Genomic DNA, 18,190 nt, shown 5'->3' with positions numbered 1-18,190 from the left:
CGATGAGGATATAAAAATGCGCGTTCTGGTCTTGGGTAGCGGCGTCATTGGTGTGACCAGTGCGTACTATTTGGCGCGGGCCGGCTTTGAAGTCGTCGTGGTCGACCGTCAGCCAGCCGCTGCCATGGAAACCAGTTTCGCCAACGCCGGCCAGGTGTCGCCTGGTTACGCCTCGCCCTGGGCCGCCCCGGGCGTGCCGCTCAAGGCGATCAAGTGGCTGCTGCAGCGCCACGCGCCGCTGGCGATCAAGGCCACCGCCGATATCGATCAATACCTGTGGATGGCGCAGATGCTGCGCAATTGCACCCAAAGCCGTTACGCAGTGAACAAGGAGCGCATGGTCCGCCTGTCCGAGTACAGCCGCGACTGCCTCGACGAGCTGCGTGCTGAAACCGGCATTGCCTACGAGGGCCGCAGCCTCGGCACAACGCAATTGTTCCGCACCCAGGCCCAACTGGACGGCGCGGCCAAAGACATCGCCGTGCTCAAAGAGTCTGGCGTACCGTTCGAGCTGCTCGACCGCGCCGGTATCGCCCGCGTTGAGCCGGCCCTGGCCAGCGTCACGGATATTCTTGCTGGCGCCCTGCGCCTGCCGAACGACCAGACGGGCGACTGCCAGATGTTCACCACGCGCCTGGTCGACATGTGCAAGCAGTTGGGCGTTGAGTTCCGCTTCGAGCAGGACATCCAGCGCCTCGACTGCGCAGGCGACCGCATCAATGGCGTGTGGATCGACGGCACGCTGGAAACCGCAGACCGTTATGTACTGGCCCTCGGCAGCTACTCGCCGAAACTGCTCAAGCCGCTGGGGATCAAGGCGCCAGTGTACCCGCTCAAGGGTTACTCGCTGACCGTGCCGATCACCAACCCGGCGATGGCACCGACCTCGACCATTCTGGACGAGACCTACAAGGTCGCGATCACCCGTTTCGACAACCGCATCCGCGTTGGCGGCATGGCTGAAATCGCCGGTTTTGACCTGTCGCTGAACCCGCGCCGGCGTGAAACCCTGGAGATGATCGTCAACGACCTTTATCCTCAGGGCGGCGATTTGACCGCAGCCACGTTCTGGACTGGCCTGCGCCCGACCACACCCGACGGCACGCCGATTGTCGGTGCCACGCCTTTCAAGAACCTGTTCCTCAATACCGGGCACGGCACACTTGGCTGGACCATGGCCTGTGGCTCTGGTCGTTTGCTGGCCGACCTGATGGCGAAGAAAACCCCGCAGATCAGCGCCGAAGGCCTCGATATTTCCCGTTACGGCAACCACCAGGAGTCCGCAAAACATGTCAATCCAGCGCCAGCTCACCAATGAGCGCATGAGCCAGATCGTTGTTCACAGCGGTACCGTGTATCTGGCAGGGCAAGTCGGCGACGACATGAGTGCCGGGATTGAACAGCAGACCCGTGAAACCCTGACCAATATCGAGCGTTTGCTGGACTTGGCCGGCACCGACAAATCCAAGCTGCTGTCGGTGACGATCTACTTGAAAGACATCGACGCCGATTTCGCAGGCATGAACGCGGTGTGGGACAAGTGGCTGCCTAAAGGCGTTGCCCCGGCCCGTGCCACGGTTGAAGCCAAGCTGTGCGAACCGGAAATCCTGGTAGAGCTGTCCGTCGTGGCCGCGCTGCCTTAACCAATGATCCCTCTCCCGGTGCCGGCGCTGTCTGTCGGTGCCGGTTTTTTCTTCACTCTGCCGCCTAGAAGCCTGCCGCCATGCGTCCTGCCCGTGCCCTGATCGACCTCCAAGCCCTGCGCCACAATTACCAACTGGCCCGTGAAGTCACGGGGGCCAAGGCCCTCGCCGTGGTCAAGGCCGATGCCTATGGCCACGGCGCCGTGCGCGTGGCCCAGGCGCTGGAAGCCGAAGCCGACGGGTTTGCCGTGGCGTGCATCGAGGAAGCGCTGGAGCTGCGTGCCGCGGGGATTCGCGCGCCGGTGCTGTTGCTGGAAGGGTTCTTCGAAGCCGACGAGCTGCCGCTGATCATCGAGCATGATTTCTGGTGCGTGGTGCATTCGTTGTGGCAGTTGGACGCCATTGAGCAGGCCCGGTTGAGCAAGCCGCTGACCATCTGGCTCAAGTTGGATTCGGGCATGCATCGTGTCGGCCTGCATCCCAAGGATTACCACGAGGCTTACCAGCGCCTGCTGGCCAGCGGTAAAGTGGCAAAAATCGTATTGATGAGCCACTTCGCCCGTGCCGACGAGCTCGATTGTGTACGCAGCAATGAACAAGTGGCGGTGTTTGAAGCGGCGCGCCAAGGCTTGTCGGCCGAGGTGAGCCTGCGCAACTCGCCTTCCGTGATGGGCTGGCCGAACGTGTCCAGCGACTGGGTGCGCCCAGGCATCATGCTCTACGGCGCCACGCCGTTTGGTGAAGACCAGGCCATTGCCGCGCGCTTGCAGCCGGTGATGACGCTCGAATCCAAGGTCATCTGCGTGCGCGAACTGCCGGCCGGCGAGCCGGTGGGCTACGGCGCCAAGTTCATCACACCCAAACCGATGCGGGTCGGCGTGGTCGCTATGGGCTATGCCGACGGTTATCCACGTCATGCGCCCACTGGCACACCGGTGTTGGTGGCGGGCCAGCGCAGTCAGTTGCTGGGCCGTGTATCCATGGACATGCTGTGTGTCGACCTCACCGACGTGCCGCAGGCCGGGCTCGGTTCCACCGTGGAGCTGTGGGGCAAAACTATTCTCGCCAGCGACGTTGCGACCGCTGCCGAGACCATTCCCTACCAGATCTTCTGCAACCTGCGCCGCGTGCCAAGGCTCTATTGCGGGGCTTGAACACGGCCTACGAGTGGAGCTGACCAGGATTTAGGCCCAAGTGTTGTAAATACTGAACGCTGTCGCCATGATAACGCTCAATTACAACAACGCCTGAATCCTAGGAGGCTCCTGCATTGGACGTCGGCGAACGACTGCAATCCATCCGTAAACTGAAGGGTCTTTCCCAGCGCGAGCTCGCCAAGCGCGCGGGTGTCACCAACAGCACCATTTCGATGATCGAAAAAAACAGTGTCAGCCCCTCGATCAGCTCCTTGCGCAAGGTGCTGGGCGGCATTCCCATGTCGATGGTCGAGTTCTTTTCCGAGGAGATCCTCCAGGAAAAACCGACCCAGATCGTCTATAAAGCCAATGAGCTGATCGACATATCGGACGGCGCCGTCACCATGAAACTGGTCGGCCGCGCACACCCGAGTCGGGCGATCGCGTTTCTCAACGAGATTTACCCGCCGGGCGCCGACACCGGCGAAGAAATGCTCACCCACGAAGGCGAGGAAACCGGAATTCTGGTGGAAGGTCGCCTGGAATTGGTGGTCGGTCTTGAAACTTTTGTGCTCGAAGCCGGCGATAGCTACTACTTTGAAAGCACCAAGCCCCATCGTTTTCGCAACCCGTTCGACGTGCCGGCGCGACTAATCAGCGCAGCCACACCCGCGAACTTTTGACACAAGAGGCGTGCTGCCAGCGTTGCAGACACTCCCGTAGCTGTACGCCGCAGGGCTGAATCTCCCTTTATTTAATAGGGTTGTTTCGGCCGGACGGGCTAACCGTTATACTTTCGCCGCCTGCGAAACCGTGGCCGCAGGCGTGAATAGCCACCATTGAGGGTGAACGCGTGAACCTAATTATGAAAATGCTGGCTGCACCAGCAACCGTACTGGCCCTATGGGCTGTCAGCGCTCAAGCTGCGACCAATGATGAAATTGCCAAGCGCCTGGAACCTGTCGGCCAAGTCTGTGTTCAGGGCCAGGAATGCAAAGGGATGGAAGTGGCGGTGGCAGCCGGTGGCGGCGGCGGTGCAAAAACGCCGGATGACGTGATCGCCAAGCACTGCAACGCCTGCCACGGCACCGGCCTGCTGGGCGCACCGAAAATCGGTGACACCGCTGCCTGGAAAGACCGCGCCGATCACCAGGGCGGCCTTGACGGCCTGCTCGCCAAGGCGATCACTGGCCTCAACGCCATGCCGCCTAAAGGCACTTGCGCCGATTGCTCGGACGACGAGCTTAAAGGTGCGATCGAGAAGATGTCGGGGCTTAAATAAACCGATCTTCGCCAAAAAGCCGCTGCCCAGCGGCTTTTTTGTGCCCGTGATTTAAGTTTGCAGGCTGTTCATTGCAGCAAAGACCCGGCAAGCTCGGTCCAACCCCTAATCATGGAATGTTCAGGAGGGTCGGATGGTGCAGTTGTGTTCAATCGAGCAAGCAGTTGACGACGTATTGGCGCGCTTGCCCGCGCATATCCACATGGGCATGCCCCTGGGCCTGGGCAAGCCCAACCTGTTCGTCAACGCGCTGTACCGGCGCATCGCCAAGTTGCCGGAGCGCGCGCTGACGATCTACACCGCGCTGGCCCTGGGTCGTCCGACCTTGGGCGACGGTTTGCAGAAGCGCTTTCTCGAGCCCTTCATCGAACGCGTATTTGGCGACTACCCCGAGCTGGATTTTCTCGCCGACCTGCACAAGGACAGCCTGCCCGCGAACATCCGCGTGCAGCAGTTCTTCATGCAGCCCGGCAGCCTGCTCCACAGCGCATCGGCGCAGCAGGATTACGTCAGCAGCAATTACAGTCACGCGGCGCGCGACATCAACGCCGCCGGCCTGAATCTGGTGGCGCAACTGGTGGCCAGCAGCACTGAGCATCCGGATCGCCTGAGCTTGAGCTGCAACCCCGACATCACACTCGACCTGCTGCCGATGATCGAAAAGCGCCGTGAGGATGGCGAAACCATCCTGATCGTTGGCCAAGTGCACTCCGATCTGCCCTACATGCCGGGCGATGCCGAACTGGGCATGGACGCGTTCGATTACCTGATCGACGCAAAGGACAGCACCACGCTGTTCTCCACACCCAATATGCCGGTGGGCTTGCAGGACCACTTTATCGGTGTGCATGCCAGCACGCTGGTGCGCGATGGCGGCACGTTGCAGATCGGTATCGGCTCCATGGGGGATGCGCTGACCGCCGCCCTGCTGGCGCGCCAGGCGGATAACGAGGCTTATCGACTGCTGCTCACCGACCTTGATGTGTATCAATGGGCGCCCCTGATCAGCCGCGAAGGCGGTGTGTCGCCCTTTGCCCGTGGCCTGTATGGCTGCAGCGAAATGTTCGTCAACGGCCTGCTGGTACTGGCCGACGCCGGCATTATCCGGCGCAAGGTTTACCCGGATGTGGCGACCCAGACGCAAGCCAACGCCGGCACGCTGGACGACGCGGCGCAACCTGACGGCGTGTCGATCCATGGCGGTTTCTTTCTCGGGCCGCGCAGTTTTTACCAGCGCCTGCAGGAAATGACGCACGCCAAGCGCCTCGAATTCAACATGACGCGCATCAGCTACATCAACGAGCTGTATGGCCAGGAAGAGCTCAAGCGCCTGCAACGCCTGGACGCGCGGTTTATCAACAGCGCGATCATGGTGACCTTGCTCGGCGCAGGTGTGGCCGATCAGCTGGAAGATGGCCGCGTGCTCAGCGGCGTCGGCGGGCAGTACAACTTTGTTGCGCAAGGCCATGCATTGGAAGGCGCGCGTTCGATCCTGATCCTGCGCAGCTGGCGCGAGTCGGCTGGCGAGGTCAGTTCCAATATTGTCTGGGAGTACGGCCACTGCACCATTCCCCGGCACCTGCGCGATATCGTCATCACCGAGTACGGGATTGCCGATTTGCGTGGGCAGACAGATGCCAAGGTGATCGAGGCGCTGCTGAATATCACCGACTCGCGCTTTCAGAACGACTTGATCGAACAGGCACAAAAGGCCGGCAAATTACCCAAGGATTTCCAGCTGGACCCACGCTTTGCCGACAATACGCCCGAGCGGCTCAAGGGCATTCAGGCGCGGCATCACCGGCTGTTTCCGGAGTATCCGCTGGGCACTGACTTTACGGATGAGGAGAAGGATCTGTTGCGTGCTTTGAACTGGCTCAAAAGCAAATTCAAGCTGACGGAGATTCTGGAGTTGGGCAAGGCAGCGCTGGATGCACCGGAGCCGGAGGCGTTTCCTGAGCATCTCCAACGGATGCGGCTGGATAAGCCAGACGGGCTGAAAGAAGATCTGTACCAGCGCCTGTTGCTCGCCGGCCTACAGGCCACCGCACACTAAAAATTTCCACGAAACCAAATGTGGGAGGGGGCTTGCCCCCGATTGCGGTGTATCAGTCACCCATGTGTTGGCTGACCCACTGCTATCGGGGGCAAGCCCCCTCCCACATTTTGATCTGTGTTCACTTGGGGTTTGCGGTGCTGCCCATTACTCGATGAACGTGACCACGCCACCGGCCAGCGACTTCACGCGCGCCAGCGATTCAACTCGATAACCCTGCGCATCCAGCTCGGCACGGCCACCCTGGAACGACTTCTCGATCACAATCCCCAGGCCTGCGACGGTCGCGCCGGCTTGCTTGATGATCGAGATCAGCGCCTGGGACGCCTTGCCGTTGGCCAGGAAGTCATCGATCACCAGCACGCGGTCGCTGCTGGTCAGGTGGCGCGGCGAGATCGCCACGGTGCTTTCGACCTTTTTGGTGAAGGAATACACGGTCGCCGACAGCAGGTTTTCCGTCAGGGTCAGGGACTGCTGCTTGCGGGCGAAAATCACCGGCACGCCAAGGTTAAGGCCGGTCATGATCGCCGGCGCAATGCCCGAGGCTTCGATGGTGACGATCTTGGTGATGCCCGAGTCCTTGAAGCGCTCGGCGAATTCGTCGCCGATCAGTTTCATCAGCGCCGGGTCGATCTGGTGGTTCAGAAAGGCGTCGACCTTGAGTACCTGATCGGAAAGCACGATGCCTTCTTCGCGAATTTTCTTGTGCAGTGCTTCCACGGAAAGCTTCCTCTAATGGCGCGGTGTGCGCCGAAAGTAGATTAAAAAGTAGTCGATTCTAGCGCTTTAACATCGCGCGTATGTCCGCCAAGGCGGTATTGCCGCGAACGGCTTTCACCTCGGTCGGGGTGTCGTCATTGCCTTCCCAGGCCAGATCGTCCGGTGGTAGTTCGTCGAGGAACCGGCTGGGGGCACAGTCGATGATTTCGCCGTATTGCTTACGCTTGGCGGCGAAGGTGAAGGCCAGCGTCTGACGCGCGCGGGTAATGCCCACGTAGGCCAGGCGCCGTTCTTCTTCGATAGTGTCGGCTTCGATGCTGGAACGGTGCGGGAGGATTTCCTCTTCCATGCCCATGATGAACACGTAGGGGAATTCCAGGCCCTTGGACGCATGCAAGGTCATCATCTGCACGCCTTCGGCGCCGTCTTCCTCTTCTTGCTGGCGCTCGAGCATGTCGCGCAGCACCAGCTTGCCGATGGCGTCTTCGACGGTCATCTCGCCGTCTTCGTCTTTTTCCAGGGTATTTTTCAGCGCCTCGATCAGGAACCAGACGTTGCCCATGCGGTAATCCGCGGCTTTGTCGCTGGAGCTGTTGGTGCGCAGCCAGTTTTCATAGTCGATGTCCATGACCATGCTGCGCAGCGCGCTGATCGGGTCTTCGCCGGCGCACTGCTCGCGCACCTTGTCCATGAAGCGCTTGAAGCGCGACAGTCGGTCGGTGAAGCGTGTGTCCAGATGCTCGCCCAGGCCGATTTCGTCGGTGGCGGCATACATCGAGATTTTGCGTTCAGTGGCGTAGTTGCCGAGCTTTTCCAGGGTAGTCGAACCGATTTCCCGGCGTGGCACGTTGATCACGCGCAGGAAGGCGTTGTCGTCGTCCGGGTTCACGATCAGGCGGAAGTAAGCCATCAAGTCTTTTACTTCCTGGCGTCCGAAAAAGCTGTTGCCGCCCGACAGGCGATACGGCACCTGGTGGTGCTGCAATTTCAGTTCGATCAGCTTGGCCTGGTAGTTGCCGCGGTACAGGATCGCAAAGTCGCTGTAGGGCCGGTCGGTGCGCAAGTGCAGGCTGAGGATTTCCACGGCCACGCGCTCGGCTTCGGCGTCTTCATTGCGGCAGCGGATCACGCGGATTTCGTCGCCGTGGCCCATCTCGCTCCACAGTTGTTTTTCAAACTCGTGGGGGTTGTTGGAGATGAGCACGTTGGCGCAACGCAGGATGCGGCTGGTGGAGCGGTAGTTTTGCTCCAGCATCACCACTTTCAGGGACGGATAGTCGTCCTTTAGCAGCATCAGGTTTTCCGGGCGCGCACCGCGCCAGGCATAGATCGACTGGTCGTCGTCGCCCACCACGGTGAACTGGTTGCGCGTGCCGATCAGCATCTTCACCAGCAGGTATTGGCTGGCGTTGGTGTCCTGGTATTCGTCCACCAGCAGGTAGCGGACCTTGTTCTGCCACTTTTCGAGGATGTCGGCGTGTTCCTCGAACAGCTTTACCGGCAGCAGGATCAGGTCGTCGAAGTCCACCGCGTTGAACGCCTTGAGCGTGCGCTGGTAATGGGTGTAGACGATGGCGGCGGTCTGCTCTTTTGGGTTGCGCGCGTTTTCCAGGGCCTGGGGCGGCAGGATCAGGTCGTTTTTCCAGGCGCCGATCATGTTCTTGATCTCATCCACGCCGTCGTCGCCTGCGTATTCCTTTTGCATGATGTCGGTCATCAGCGACTTCACATCGGTTTCGTCGAAGATCGAGAAACCGGGCTTGTAGCCCAGCCGCGCATGCTCCTTGCGGATGATGTTCAGGCCCAGGTTGTGGAAGGTACACACGGTGAGGCCACGGCCTTCGCCGCCCTTGAGCAGCGTGCCGACACGCTCTTTCATTTCGCGCGCCGCCTTGTTGGTAAAGGTCATGGCGACGATGTACTGGGCGCGGATGCCACAGTTCTGGATCAGGTGCGCGATCTTGCGGGTGATCACGCTGGTCTTGCCGGAGCCCGCGCCGGCGAGCACCAATAGAGGGCCGCCGACGTAGTTCACGGCTTCTTGCTGCCGGGGATTGAGTCGGGACATACAGAATTCAGGGAGTCGTTGTTCAAAAGGGCGGGCATTTTAACAGGCTCGCAGGATTCTGCTCTCACAGAACGACAGTGTGACGTACCACTCGATCTAAATTTGCCGGTTTTGATACTTTGCCGCAGGATGTGTGGGCCTTCTGTCCTGAAGATCGGGACGAATGCTTACAGTCAGCGTATTTGATAACCCTTATCATTGGTGATTATCAGGCCGCGCGTCATAATGCCCGCCGCCAACGAAATTTTGCAGAGTCTAGGGAGCTAGCTTGTCTACGCCTGTCGAACCCTTGCGTTTGCTGCTACTGGCCGATGAGCCAGCGTGGGCAGCGTTGTTGCGCGAGTGCCTGGCGCCGATGGGCGATGGGGCTGTGCTGATCAGTGCGCCCAACTGGGACTCGGTGAGTCGTCTGTTCGATGACGACCACTCGGCCGTGTTATTGACCACGCCCAGCCTGCAACCCTGCCCCGGCCGTTGCAACTTGCCGTGCATATTGTTGCTGGAGCAGGAACCTCTGGTTTCGCCGCTGGGTGTCAGCGATTGGTTGATCCGTGACGTATTGGATGCCGATACATTGCGCCGCTGCCTGCGCCATGTCCGCGAGCGCGGCGTGCTGGAGACCACCTTGCAGCGCCTGGCCGAACAGGACCCGCTCACCGGGATCGCCAATCGCCAGGGTTTCCAGACCCTGCTGGCGGCGCGTCTGGTTGAAAACGAAGGCCGCGGCCTGGCGCTCGGCCACCTTGACCTCGATAACTTTCGCCATGCCAACGACGCTTTAGGCCATCAGGCCGGTGACCGGTTGATCCTGCAAGTGGTCTCGCGCCTCAAGAGCCAGCTCGAAGCCGGGGACCAGTTGGCACGCCTGGGCAGCGATGAGTTCGCCCTGCTGATTGATACGCGCCGCGCGCCCCAGCGCGCCGAATGGATGGCCGAACGCATCACCGAAGCCATGGCCGAACCCTATTGGGTGGATGGCGAAAGCCTGTTGATCGGCTGCAGCCTGGGCGTGGCGCATGCCCGCGCGCGTGCTGGCGCCGACCCGCTGATGTGGCACGCGCACATCGCCATGCAGCAAGCCAAAAGTACGCAAGGCTGCACCTTTCATATCTTCAACGAACGCATCAACCGCAACGCGCGCAGCCTGGCCGACCTGGAAAGTGAACTGCGCCGCGCATTGCGCCGCGACGAGCTGGAACTGCACTACCAACCGCGCCTGGACCTGGACGACGGGCATATTGTCGGCCTGGAAGCCTTGGTGCGCTGGCGCCATGGCGAACGCGGCCTGTTGCCACCCAGCGAGTTCGTGCCGCTGGCCGAACAGAGCGGCCTGATTGTGCCGCTGGGCTACTGGGTGATCTCCCGCGCCCTGCGCGACATGCAAGACCTGCGCGAACGCGGCCTGCCGCCGTTGCACATGGCGGTCAACCTGTCGTTTCGCCAGTTCCAGGACAGCCAACTGCTCTCGACCCTCAGCCGGCTGATTGCCGAGCGCGGCGTGGAAGCACAGTGGCTGGAGTTCGAATTGACCGAAACCGCCGTCATGCGCCGCAGTGACTTGGTCAAACAGACCATGGACGCCCTCGGCCGCCTGGGCGTGCGGTTTTCCCTGGATGACTTCGGCACCGGATTCTCGTCGTTCGTGCACCTCAACAGCCTGCCGATTGCCTTGTTGAAGATCGACAAGAGCTTTGTCGGCGGCATGGAAGAGCGCGAAGAGAACCGCAAGCTGGTGCACGCCATGATCAACCTGGCGCACAACCTCAACCTGGAAGTGGTGGCTGAAGGTGTGGAAACGCCTGAGCAACTGGCGCTGTTGCGCTTGTTTGGCTGCGATCAGGCGCAGGGGTATTTGATCAGCAAGCCATTGCCGTTGCCGGAGTTGGTGGAATACCTGACATTCGGCAAAAGCCAGCAGGCTTTGCTGGGCTGAACTGGCTTGTGTGGGGCTGGCTTGCCTGCGATGCAGGCACCTCGGTGTGTCAGGCCTATCCAGGTGATGCTATCGCAGGCAAGCCAGCTCCCACATTGACCGAGTACAGTCTCTAGTCTGGCTGCATGGCTTGGAATTCAGCGCGAATTTCCGGCTCCCGCCGAATCATCCTTTTCATCTTCGCCTCAAACGCCCAGGTCAAACTGACGGCCGCGCAGGCCAGGCCCAACGCCAGGCCCCACCACACACCGGTCGGCCCCCAGCCGAGGGTGAACGCCATCAACCACGCCGCCGGCGCGCCGATCAGCCAGTAGCAGCCCAAGCCCACCAGAAAGGTCGTCTTGGCGTCTTTCAACCCACGGATGCAGCCCATGGCGATGGTCTGCACACCGTCGAACAATTCGAACCAGGCCGCCACGGCCAGCAGGCTGACGGCCAGGACGATAACGTCATGGAAGGCCGGGTCGTTATGGTCGAGGAACAGCCCGATAAGCGCATCGGAAAACAGCCACAGCACTGCGGCAAATCCCAACATCACTGCCGCACCGAATCCGATGCCGACCCGCCCGGCCATGCGCGCTTGCAGCAACTGCCCGGCGCCGTAATGCTGGCCGATGCGCATGGTGATCGCGTACGACATCCCCGCTGGCACCATGAACGCTACCGAGACGATTTGCAGGGCAATCTGATGCGCCGCCAGTTGCGTACTGCCCATGGTGCCCATGCACAGCGCCGCGAAGGCAAACAGGCCGACCTCCACCGCATAGGTGCCGCCAATCGGCAGGCCCAGGCGCCACAGCTCGCGCAGATACAGGGTGTTGAGGCGCAGCAGGCCTGAACTCAGCGGGTAGGCGGCGTAAGCCCGGTTGCTGCGGATGTACCACATCAGCGCCAAGGCCATGCTGTTGGCGACAATCGCGGTGACTAGGCCAATACCCATCAATCCCAGTTTCGGCAGGCCGAACATGCCTTCTATCAAGGCGTGGTTGAGGAAGTAGTTGAGCACCGTGCCACCCAGGCTGATCACCATCACTGGCGTGGCTTTGCCGATAGCGCTGGTAAAGCCGCGCAAGGCCATGAAGCTCAGGTAGCCGGGCAGGGCGAATGGCAGGATGGTCAGAAATTGCCCCGCCGCGTGCACGTTGGTTTCGGTCTGGCCAAACATCAGCAATACGGGCTTGAGGTTCCACAGCAGCAAGCCGGCCACCAGTGCCATCAGCCAGGCAAGCCACAGCCCGGCCTGGGTCAGGCGGGTGGCGCCTTCGATGTCGCCGGCGCCGTGGCGGATGGCCACAAGCGTGCCCACTGCAGCAATCACGCCGATGCAGAAAATCGCCACAAACGAATAGCTCGCCGCGCCCAGGCCGCCGCCGGCCAGGGCTTCGGGGCTCAGGCGGGCCATCATCAGAGTGTCGGTCAGCACCATCAACATGTGCGCCAACTGTGAGGCAATCAACGGCCCCGACAGCCGCAGAATGGCCCAGAGTTCAGTACGCACCGGATGCTGCATGGTCATCACGCTCAAAAAGTCAGAGGGTTGGGGAGGGGTTGATTCTCGGCGCTCCCAACGCATTACACAAAAGGATAAAAGCGATCGTTCGCATGATTAAAACTCATGGTAGGGTTTGGGCTTGCTCTGTCGGAGGTTTCCCTATGCCACGTCGTCTCCCTCCGTTGTACGCCTTGCGCGCATTTGAGGCCGCTTCACGGCACAACTCCTTTACCCGCGCGGCAGAGGAGCTGTCGATCACGCAAAGTGCCGTCAGCCGGCATATCCGCACACTCGAAGAGCATTTTGCCTGCCGCCTGTTCCAGCGCAGCGGCCGCAACCTGCAGCTCACCGAAGCGGCGCGCTTGCTGTTGCCCGGCGTGCGCGAGGGTTTCGCTGCGCTGGAGCGCGCCTGCCACACCCTGAATGCCGAGGACGACATCCTGCGCATGAAAGCGCCGTCGACCCTGACCATGCGCTGGTTGCTGGCGCGGCTCAGCCGCTTCCGGGCGTTGCAGCCGGGCAATGAGGTGCAACTGACCAGTGCGTGGATGAGCGTGGACGAAGTGGACTTCAACCAAGAGCCATTCGATTGCGCGGTATTGCTGAGCTACGGGCACTTTCCGGCGGACTGGGAGGCCAGCTACCTGTTCCCCGAACTGCTGATCCCCGTGGGCGCCCCCAACCTGCTGGCAGACGGGCCGTGGGACGTAACGCGTCTGGCGTGCGCTGAGCTGCTGCACCCCACGCCCGACCGCCGCGACTGGCGCAATTGGCTGCAGCGCATGGGGCTGGCATCTCAGGTCTCGCTCAAGGGCGGGCAGGTGTTCGACACGCTTGAGCTGGGCATGATTGCCGCAGCACGAGGTTACGGGGTGTCGATGGGCGATTTGCTGATGGTCGCCGAAGACGTGGCCCAGGGACGATTGAGCCTGCCGTGGCCGACCGCCGTGGCCAGTGGGGAAAATTACTACCTGGTGTGGCCGAAAACCCGCCCCGGTGGTGAGCGTTTAAGGCGCTTGGCGGAATTTCTCCAAGGTGAGGTCAAGGCCATGGAGTTGCCCCAGGTCGAGCGCCTCGACTGAAGCATTTGTGCAATCGTTTGCGCGATACCCCTGTGAATCGCTCAAGTATTCCCCGCGCCCGCCGAATAAGGTGTGTTGGAACAACCGTGCACCAACGTTTCCCACTCGATAATTTGCCGAGTAGCGCTATGAGATCAGGATGATCCTGGCCTCGGCCAGGAGCTGTCATGTCTCAACCTCGCGCTCGGATTGCCTCCCAGTTAGGCCTCGCATTAGCCGTGATACTGGCTGTCGTCATCAGCGGCAGTACGGTTTTCGCCCTGCGGTCGCTCGACTCCGCCAACCTCGACACCCGCGAGGAACACCTGGCCAGCGAAGCGCGTTTGCTCGCCGACCAACTCAATACCTTCCACAGCACCTTGCGCGAAAGTACCCAGCGTTTGAGCGGGCTGTTTGAAAAGCGCTTCGGTGCGGGGTTGAGTGTGCGCGGCGAGCAGCAGGTTGCAGTGGCGGGTGTACAAACCCCGAGCCTGTTCCTGGGCAACAACCTGTTGAACAACGATTTCGATGAGGTCGATGAATTCAAGGATACCTCCGGCGGCGTGGCCACCGTATTTGTGCGCAGCGGCGAAGACTTTGTCCGCATCAGCACGTCCCTGACCAAACAAGACGGCAGCCGCGCCATCGGTACGGCGCTGGACCACCAGCATCCGGCCTACCAACGCCTGCTTGCCGGGCAAAGTTACGTCGGCCGTGCCGTGCTGTTCGACCGCTCCTACATGACCCAATACACACCGGTGCGCGATGCCGGCGGCAAAGTGATTGCGGTGCTGTTTGTCGGTTTCGACTACACCGACGCCCAGAAAGCCCAGTTTGAAAACCTCAAGCGCTTCCGTATCGGCAAAACGGGTTCCCTTGCGCTGCTGGACGAACAGAAACACTGGCTGGTGCCACCGGCCGGCGTGCAGGCGCTGGACCAGGCGGTACCGGTGATGCTCGACCTGGCCAAAAAACCGGGCGAGGGGCGCTTCTGGAGCGACAAGAACGAAGATTTCTACAGCGTCTCGGTGCCGTTTGAAGGCGGCCCGTGGTCGGTGGTGGCGAGCATGCCGAAATCCGAAATTCGCGAGGTGACCTGGGCCGTTGGTATTCGCCTGGTGATTGGCAGCGTGTTGGCAATGTTGTTCGCGGTGGGCGCGGCGGTCTGGCTGTTGCGCAGCAAGTTGCAGCCCTTGAGTGACCTGGTGCGTCAAGCCGAAGCCCTCGGCGCGGGTGACTTGAGTGTGCGCCTCAATGTGTCCAGTAATGACGAAATAGGCCAACTGGCACGCAGCTTCAACCAGATGGGTGAAGCCCTGTCGACCATGGTCTCGCATATCCGCAAGGCCGCCGAAGAGGTCAACAGCCGAGCCCAGGCCTTGTCCGGTTTGTCGGGTGGTGCCTATGAGGGCATGGAGCAGCAGTCCGGCGAAATCACCAGCATGGCCGGCGCGGTGGAAGAGTTCAGCGCCACCTCGCTGAACATCGCCGATAACATGGGCAACACCGAACGACTGGCCCAGGAAAACGCCCAGCAGACGCGCATCGGCCGTACCTCGATGCAAGAGGCGTCGTCGTCCCTGGAACATATCGCCACCGCGCTGAACAGCACGGCCACGGTGATCAATACCCTCGGCCAACGCTCCCAGGAAATCGGCGGGATTGTCGGCGTGATCACCTCGATCGCCGAACAGACCAACCTGTTGGCGCTCAACGCGGCCATCGAGGCCGCCCGCGCCGGTGAACAAGGCCGTGGTTTCGCCGTGGTTGCTGACGAGGTGCGCAACCTGGCCTCGCGCACCCGCCAGGCTACTGATGAAATCTCCGGGATGATCCACAGCATTCAGCAGGAAACCGGGAATGCCATCAGCACCATGGAACACGGCAATGCGTTGATGCAGGAAGGCCTGTCGCGCAACGCCGACGTGGCTTCGGCGCTGGCGCGTATCGACGAGCAAAGTCGCTCGGCCGGTCAGCAATTTGCGGCAATTACCACGGCAACCCAGGAACAGAGCAGCACCGCGACGTTGCTCAGCAGCAATTTGCAGAGCATTGCGCTGGCCAACAGCGAGCAGCGTGAAGTGGTGTCGAACCTGGCCGTTACCGCCAAAGAGCTGGAAACCCTGGCGGCTGGTTTGCGGCATGAGGTCGATCGGTTTCGTTGAGGCTTAGCGCTCGCCCGACGTTTTGCGCTGTGATTCGCCCCAACGCGCAGCCCGGCAGATCTTCGCCATGGCGATGGGGTATGCCGATGACTTGATGCTGGACTTTCCCGCATAGGCGGCCATTCCGCACGCTTCTGTGGAGAGCGGTCTAGTTTTGTGGCGAGCGGGCTTGCCCCGCGTTGGAGTGCGAAGCGCTCCCAGTGCGGCCGCCATGTTTCAACTGTTGGACCGCGTCGCCGGTTTTTAGGGCTGCTGCGCAGCCCAACGCGGGGCAAGCCCGCTCGCCACAATAAGCCCGCTCACTACAAGACGCCCGCTCACTGCAAGGGCTGGTGCTGGCCTCAGGCTAACCGACCGCCGCAGGCCGATATTGCAGAGCCTCGGCCAAGTGATGCCGAGCAATATTCTCAACCCGCTCAAGGTCTGCCAGCGTGCGCGCCACCTTGAGCAAGCGATGTGCCGCGCGCAGCGACAGCGTCAGCCGCTCGCAGGCGCTTTCCAGCCAGCCTTCATCGGCTTTCGCCAATTGGCAGTGTTTGCGTAACCCTGGCAAATCCAGAAAGGCATTGGCGCAACCCTGGCGCTTGAGTTGGCGCTCGCGGGCGTCGGCCACCTGTGCCGAGGCCTTCGCCGTGTTATCGCCAGGCTGCTGGGTCGGGTTAAGTGCCGTGGTTTCCCGGGCGACGGTAAGGTGCAAGTCGATCCGGTCCAGCAGGGGGCCGGAAAGTTTGTTGCGATAGCGCTGAATCTGCTCCGGCGTACACCGACAGCGTCCACTGGGCTCGCCCATATACCCGCAAGGGCAGGGGTTCATGGCGGCCACCAGTTGAAAACGTGCCGGGAAACTCACTCGGTCGCGGGCACGAGAAATGACGATGTGTCCCGATTCAAGCGGTTCGCGCAGCACCTCCAGGACCTTGCGATCGAACTCCGGCAACTCATCCAGAAACAACACGCCATGGTGGGCGAGGGTGATTTCCCCCGGTTGCGGTTTTGACCCGCCTCCCACCAGCGCCGGCCCCGAGGCTGAGTGGTGTGGCTGACGGAACGGGCGGTGCGGCCAATGGCTCAGTGGTGCGAGGCTGACCACTGACTGGATCGCCGCCACTTCCAGCGCTTCCTGCTCGCTCAACGGCGGCAGCAACCCCGGCAGCCGGCTGGCCAGCAAAGTCTTGCCGGTGCCGGGCGGCCCGCTGAACAGCAGGTTATGCGCGCCCGCCGCAGCGATCAGCAGCGCGCGCTTGGCCGCCAGTTGCCCTTGTACTTCGCTCAGGTCTGGATAGGGCTTGTTCAGGTACTGCAAGCCATCAGACTTGTAGGGCTCGATTGGCACCTGCCCATTCAGGTGCGCCACCACCTGCAGCAAGTGATCCACCGCAATCACCTTCAACCCGGAGGCCAGGCACGCCTCCTCGGCATTCGCCCGCGGCACTATCACGGTGCGCCCGGCCTTGCGGGCTGCCAGCGCTGCCGGCAACACGCCTTTCACTGCGCGTACTTCGCCGGACAATGCCAATTCGCCCAGGCATTCCACGTCATCGAGCATCAACGCCGGCACCTGCACACTGGCCGCCAGGATGCCCAAGGCAATCGCCAAATCAAAACGCCCGCCGTCCTTGGGCAGGTCGGCGGGCGCGAGGTTGAGGGTGATGCGCCGGGCTGGGTATTGCAGCGCGCAATTGAGGATGGCGCTGCGCACGCGGTCCTTGCTTTCCTTGACGGCGGTTTCCGGCAGGCCCACCAGTGTCAGGGACGGCAGACCATTGGCCATGTGCACTTCAACCGTGACGGCAGGGGCTTCGACGCCGATCTGGGCGCGGCTGTGGACGATGGCGAGGGACATGCTCGTTCCTTGAAAGAGAGGCCGCTTCCTGCGGGTTTTTCAAGGGTAGACGAGGTGGGGAAGAGCGAGGCGGGGGAGGTTTTACAGAACGTATCCGGAGTCGTTTACAGCGCTTTATGTGGGAGCTGGCTTGCCTGCGATGCAGACGCCTCGGTGTATCAGAAAGACTGAGGCGATGCTATCGCAGGCAAGCCAGCTCCCACATTGACCGTGTTTATTCAGCGGCAGGTGGCGTCAGCCGCGCTTCCAACTCCGCGACCTTCGCCTCGAGGCTCTCCAGCCGTGCACGCGTGCGGGCCAGCACCACCATTTGGCTATCAAACTCTTCCCGGCTCACCAGGTCGAGTTTGCTGAAGCCGCTTTGCAGCAGCGCCTTGAACTGGCTTTCGATTTCGTTGCGAGGCAGCGGGGTATCGCCGCTGAACAGGCGAGAGGCGTGGCCGCTCAGGGCGTCGAGGAGATCTTTGGGCGCGAGCATGGGAAACATTCCGGAAAAACTGTTGGCGGGCAGTGTATCACGCAGCGTCTATAGTCTTTTTCACCGCCTGGAGCGCACGCTTTTCGCGCAGTGCTCCGGGCGGCCGCGCACTGTTTTTGTGCGCATTGGCGTCGCCAAAACGCCCCGCGGGTGGGCATAAGTGGGCAAAGGACTGATTTCAGTGATTTTTACGGAGCTGGCAAGGTTTCTGCTTAGACGATCATGACCCATGCACTGATGCAGTCGCTGTGACGAATGCAGTGCGCCGACGGATCAGGGGTACAGGTTTCGTCACCAGTGGTTCGCTGGCGTC

14 protein-coding genes and 1 pseudogene are annotated in these 18,190 nt (G+C 61.4%); 10 read left to right on the top strand and 5 right to left on the bottom strand.

Annotated features, from left to right (window positions below):
* The first annotated feature begins 16 nt into the window (after positions 1–16).
* From dadA to NTD89_RS09170, 6 genes are all read left to right on the top strand, one after another.
* Positions 17–1,318 carry a D-amino acid dehydrogenase gene (gene dadA / locus NTD89_RS09195; protein ID WP_262207206.1) on the top strand — a complete coding sequence of 434 codons (1,302 nt, stop codon included), beginning with the start codon at positions 17–19 and terminating at the stop codon, positions 1,316–1,318.
* The gene (locus tag NTD89_RS09190) at positions 1,290–1,643 is read left to right on the top strand and encodes a RidA family protein (protein WP_262207204.1); all 354 of its coding nucleotides are present in this window, start codon (positions 1,290–1,292) and stop codon (positions 1,641–1,643) included. Before dadA ends, NTD89_RS09190 begins: the two co-directional genes overlap by 29 nt.
* An 80-nt stretch (positions 1,644–1,723) precedes the next feature.
* A complete protein-coding gene (alr, locus tag NTD89_RS09185; protein ID WP_262207202.1) occupies positions 1,724–2,797 on the top strand; it encodes an alanine racemase in 1,074 nt (357 codons plus the stop codon).
* Between the two features lie 116 nt (positions 2,798–2,913).
* Positions 2,914–3,462, top strand: a complete 549-nt coding sequence (locus tag NTD89_RS09180; RefSeq protein ID WP_017135864.1) for a cupin domain-containing protein — start codon at positions 2,914–2,916, stop codon at positions 3,460–3,462.
* A gap of 182 nt (positions 3,463–3,644) precedes the next feature.
* The gene (locus NTD89_RS09175) at positions 3,645–4,061 is read left to right on the top strand and encodes a c-type cytochrome (protein WP_065931891.1); all 417 of its coding nucleotides are present in this window, start codon (positions 3,645–3,647) and stop codon (positions 4,059–4,061) included.
* Between the two features lie 133 nt (positions 4,062–4,194).
* Positions 4,195–6,117 carry an acetyl-CoA hydrolase/transferase C-terminal domain-containing protein gene (locus NTD89_RS09170; protein WP_262207200.1) on the top strand — a complete coding sequence of 641 codons (1,923 nt, stop codon included), beginning with the start codon at positions 4,195–4,197 and terminating at the stop codon, positions 6,115–6,117.
* Positions 6,118–6,264: 147 nt separating this feature from the next.
* On the opposite strand, the gene NTD89_RS09165 is transcribed toward NTD89_RS09170, so the two are convergent.
* Entirely contained in the window at positions 6,265–6,837 is a 573-nt protein-coding gene (locus NTD89_RS09165) for a xanthine phosphoribosyltransferase (RefSeq protein ID WP_094948722.1), read from the bottom strand.
* A 58-nt stretch (positions 6,838–6,895) separates the two neighbouring features.
* On the bottom strand, positions 6,896–8,905 hold the full coding sequence (gene rep / locus NTD89_RS09160) for a DNA helicase Rep (protein WP_053258644.1): 2,010 nt from the start codon (positions 8,903–8,905) through the stop codon (positions 6,896–6,898).
* Positions 8,906–9,173: 268 nt separating this feature from the next.
* On the opposite strand from rep, the gene NTD89_RS09155 reads away from it, so the two are divergent.
* Positions 9,174–10,838, top strand: coding sequence for a putative bifunctional diguanylate cyclase/phosphodiesterase (locus NTD89_RS09155; RefSeq protein ID WP_145158102.1), 1,665 nt, complete (start codon positions 9,174–9,176; stop codon positions 10,836–10,838).
* Positions 10,839–10,950: 112 nt separating this feature from the next.
* On the opposite strand, the gene NTD89_RS09150 is transcribed toward NTD89_RS09155, so the two are convergent.
* Positions 10,951–12,354 carry a NorM family multidrug efflux MATE transporter gene (locus NTD89_RS09150; protein ID WP_262207198.1) on the bottom strand — a complete coding sequence of 468 codons (1,404 nt, stop codon included), beginning with the start codon at positions 12,352–12,354 and terminating at the stop codon, positions 10,951–10,953.
* A 137-nt stretch (positions 12,355–12,491) separates the two neighbouring features.
* On the opposite strand from NTD89_RS09150, the gene NTD89_RS09145 reads away from it, so the two are divergent.
* The 3 genes and pseudogenes from NTD89_RS09145 to NTD89_RS09135 form a co-directional block, all read left to right on the top strand.
* A complete protein-coding gene (locus NTD89_RS09145; RefSeq protein ID WP_124418743.1) occupies positions 12,492–13,412 on the top strand; it encodes a LysR substrate-binding domain-containing protein in 921 nt (306 codons plus the stop codon).
* A gap of 167 nt (positions 13,413–13,579) precedes the next feature.
* Positions 13,580–15,556 carry a methyl-accepting chemotaxis protein gene (locus tag NTD89_RS09140; protein ID WP_145158097.1) on the top strand — a complete coding sequence of 659 codons (1,977 nt, stop codon included), beginning with the start codon at positions 13,580–13,582 and terminating at the stop codon, positions 15,554–15,556.
* Positions 15,557–15,575: 19 nt separating this feature from the next.
* Positions 15,576–15,656 (top strand): annotated as a pseudogene (locus NTD89_RS09135) (TetR/AcrR family transcriptional regulator); the annotation flags it as partial.
* 246 nt (positions 15,657–15,902) lie between these two features.
* Here the strand turns inward: NTD89_RS09135 and NTD89_RS09130 are convergent.
* A complete protein-coding gene (locus tag NTD89_RS09130) occupies positions 15,903–17,399 on the bottom strand; it encodes a YifB family Mg chelatase-like AAA ATPase (protein ID WP_262207196.1) in 1,497 nt (498 codons plus the stop codon).
* A gap of 214 nt (positions 17,400–17,613) precedes the next feature.
* Positions 17,614–17,877, bottom strand: coding sequence for an accessory factor UbiK family protein (locus NTD89_RS09125; RefSeq protein ID WP_145158091.1), 264 nt, complete (start codon positions 17,875–17,877; stop codon positions 17,614–17,616).
* Positions 17,878–18,190: the final 313 nt, after the last annotated feature.

The organism is Pseudomonas sp. 14P_5.3_Bac1 (assembly GCF_025466135.1).
GTDB lineage: Bacteria > Pseudomonadota > Gammaproteobacteria > Pseudomonadales > Pseudomonadaceae > Aquipseudomonas.
This window is presented reverse-complemented; position numbering and strand designations above follow the sequence as displayed.

Bases quoted from the DNA above. Each gene is read 5' to 3' on its own strand.
- dadA (WP_262207206.1), top strand. From the start codon at position 17: ATGCGCGTTCTGGTCTTGGGTAGCGGCGTCATTGGTGTGACCAGTGCG.
- NTD89_RS09190 (WP_262207204.1), top strand. From the start codon at position 1,290: ATGTCAATCCAGCGCCAGCTCACCAATGAGCGCATGAGCCAGATCGTT.
- alr (WP_262207202.1), top strand. From the start codon at position 1,724: ATGCGTCCTGCCCGTGCCCTGATCGACCTCCAAGCCCTGCGCCACAAT.
- NTD89_RS09175 (WP_065931891.1), top strand. From the start codon at position 3,645: ATGAAAATGCTGGCTGCACCAGCAACCGTACTGGCCCTATGGGCTGTC.
- NTD89_RS09170 (WP_262207200.1), top strand. From the start codon at position 4,195: ATGGTGCAGTTGTGTTCAATCGAGCAAGCAGTTGACGACGTATTGGCG.
- rep (WP_053258644.1), bottom strand. From the start codon at position 8,905: ATGTCCCGACTCAATCCCCGGCAGCAAGAAGCCGTGAACTACGTCGGC.
- NTD89_RS09150 (WP_262207198.1), bottom strand. From the start codon at position 12,354: ATGACCATGCAGCATCCGGTGCGTACTGAACTCTGGGCCATTCTGCGG.
- NTD89_RS09145 (WP_124418743.1), top strand. From the start codon at position 12,492: ATGCCACGTCGTCTCCCTCCGTTGTACGCCTTGCGCGCATTTGAGGCC.
- NTD89_RS09140 (WP_145158097.1), top strand. From the start codon at position 13,580: ATGTCTCAACCTCGCGCTCGGATTGCCTCCCAGTTAGGCCTCGCATTA.
- NTD89_RS09130 (WP_262207196.1), bottom strand. From the start codon at position 17,399: ATGTCCCTCGCCATCGTCCACAGCCGCGCCCAGATCGGCGTCGAAGCC.
- NTD89_RS09125 (WP_145158091.1), bottom strand. From the start codon at position 17,877: ATGCTCGCGCCCAAAGATCTCCTCGACGCCCTGAGCGGCCACGCCTCT.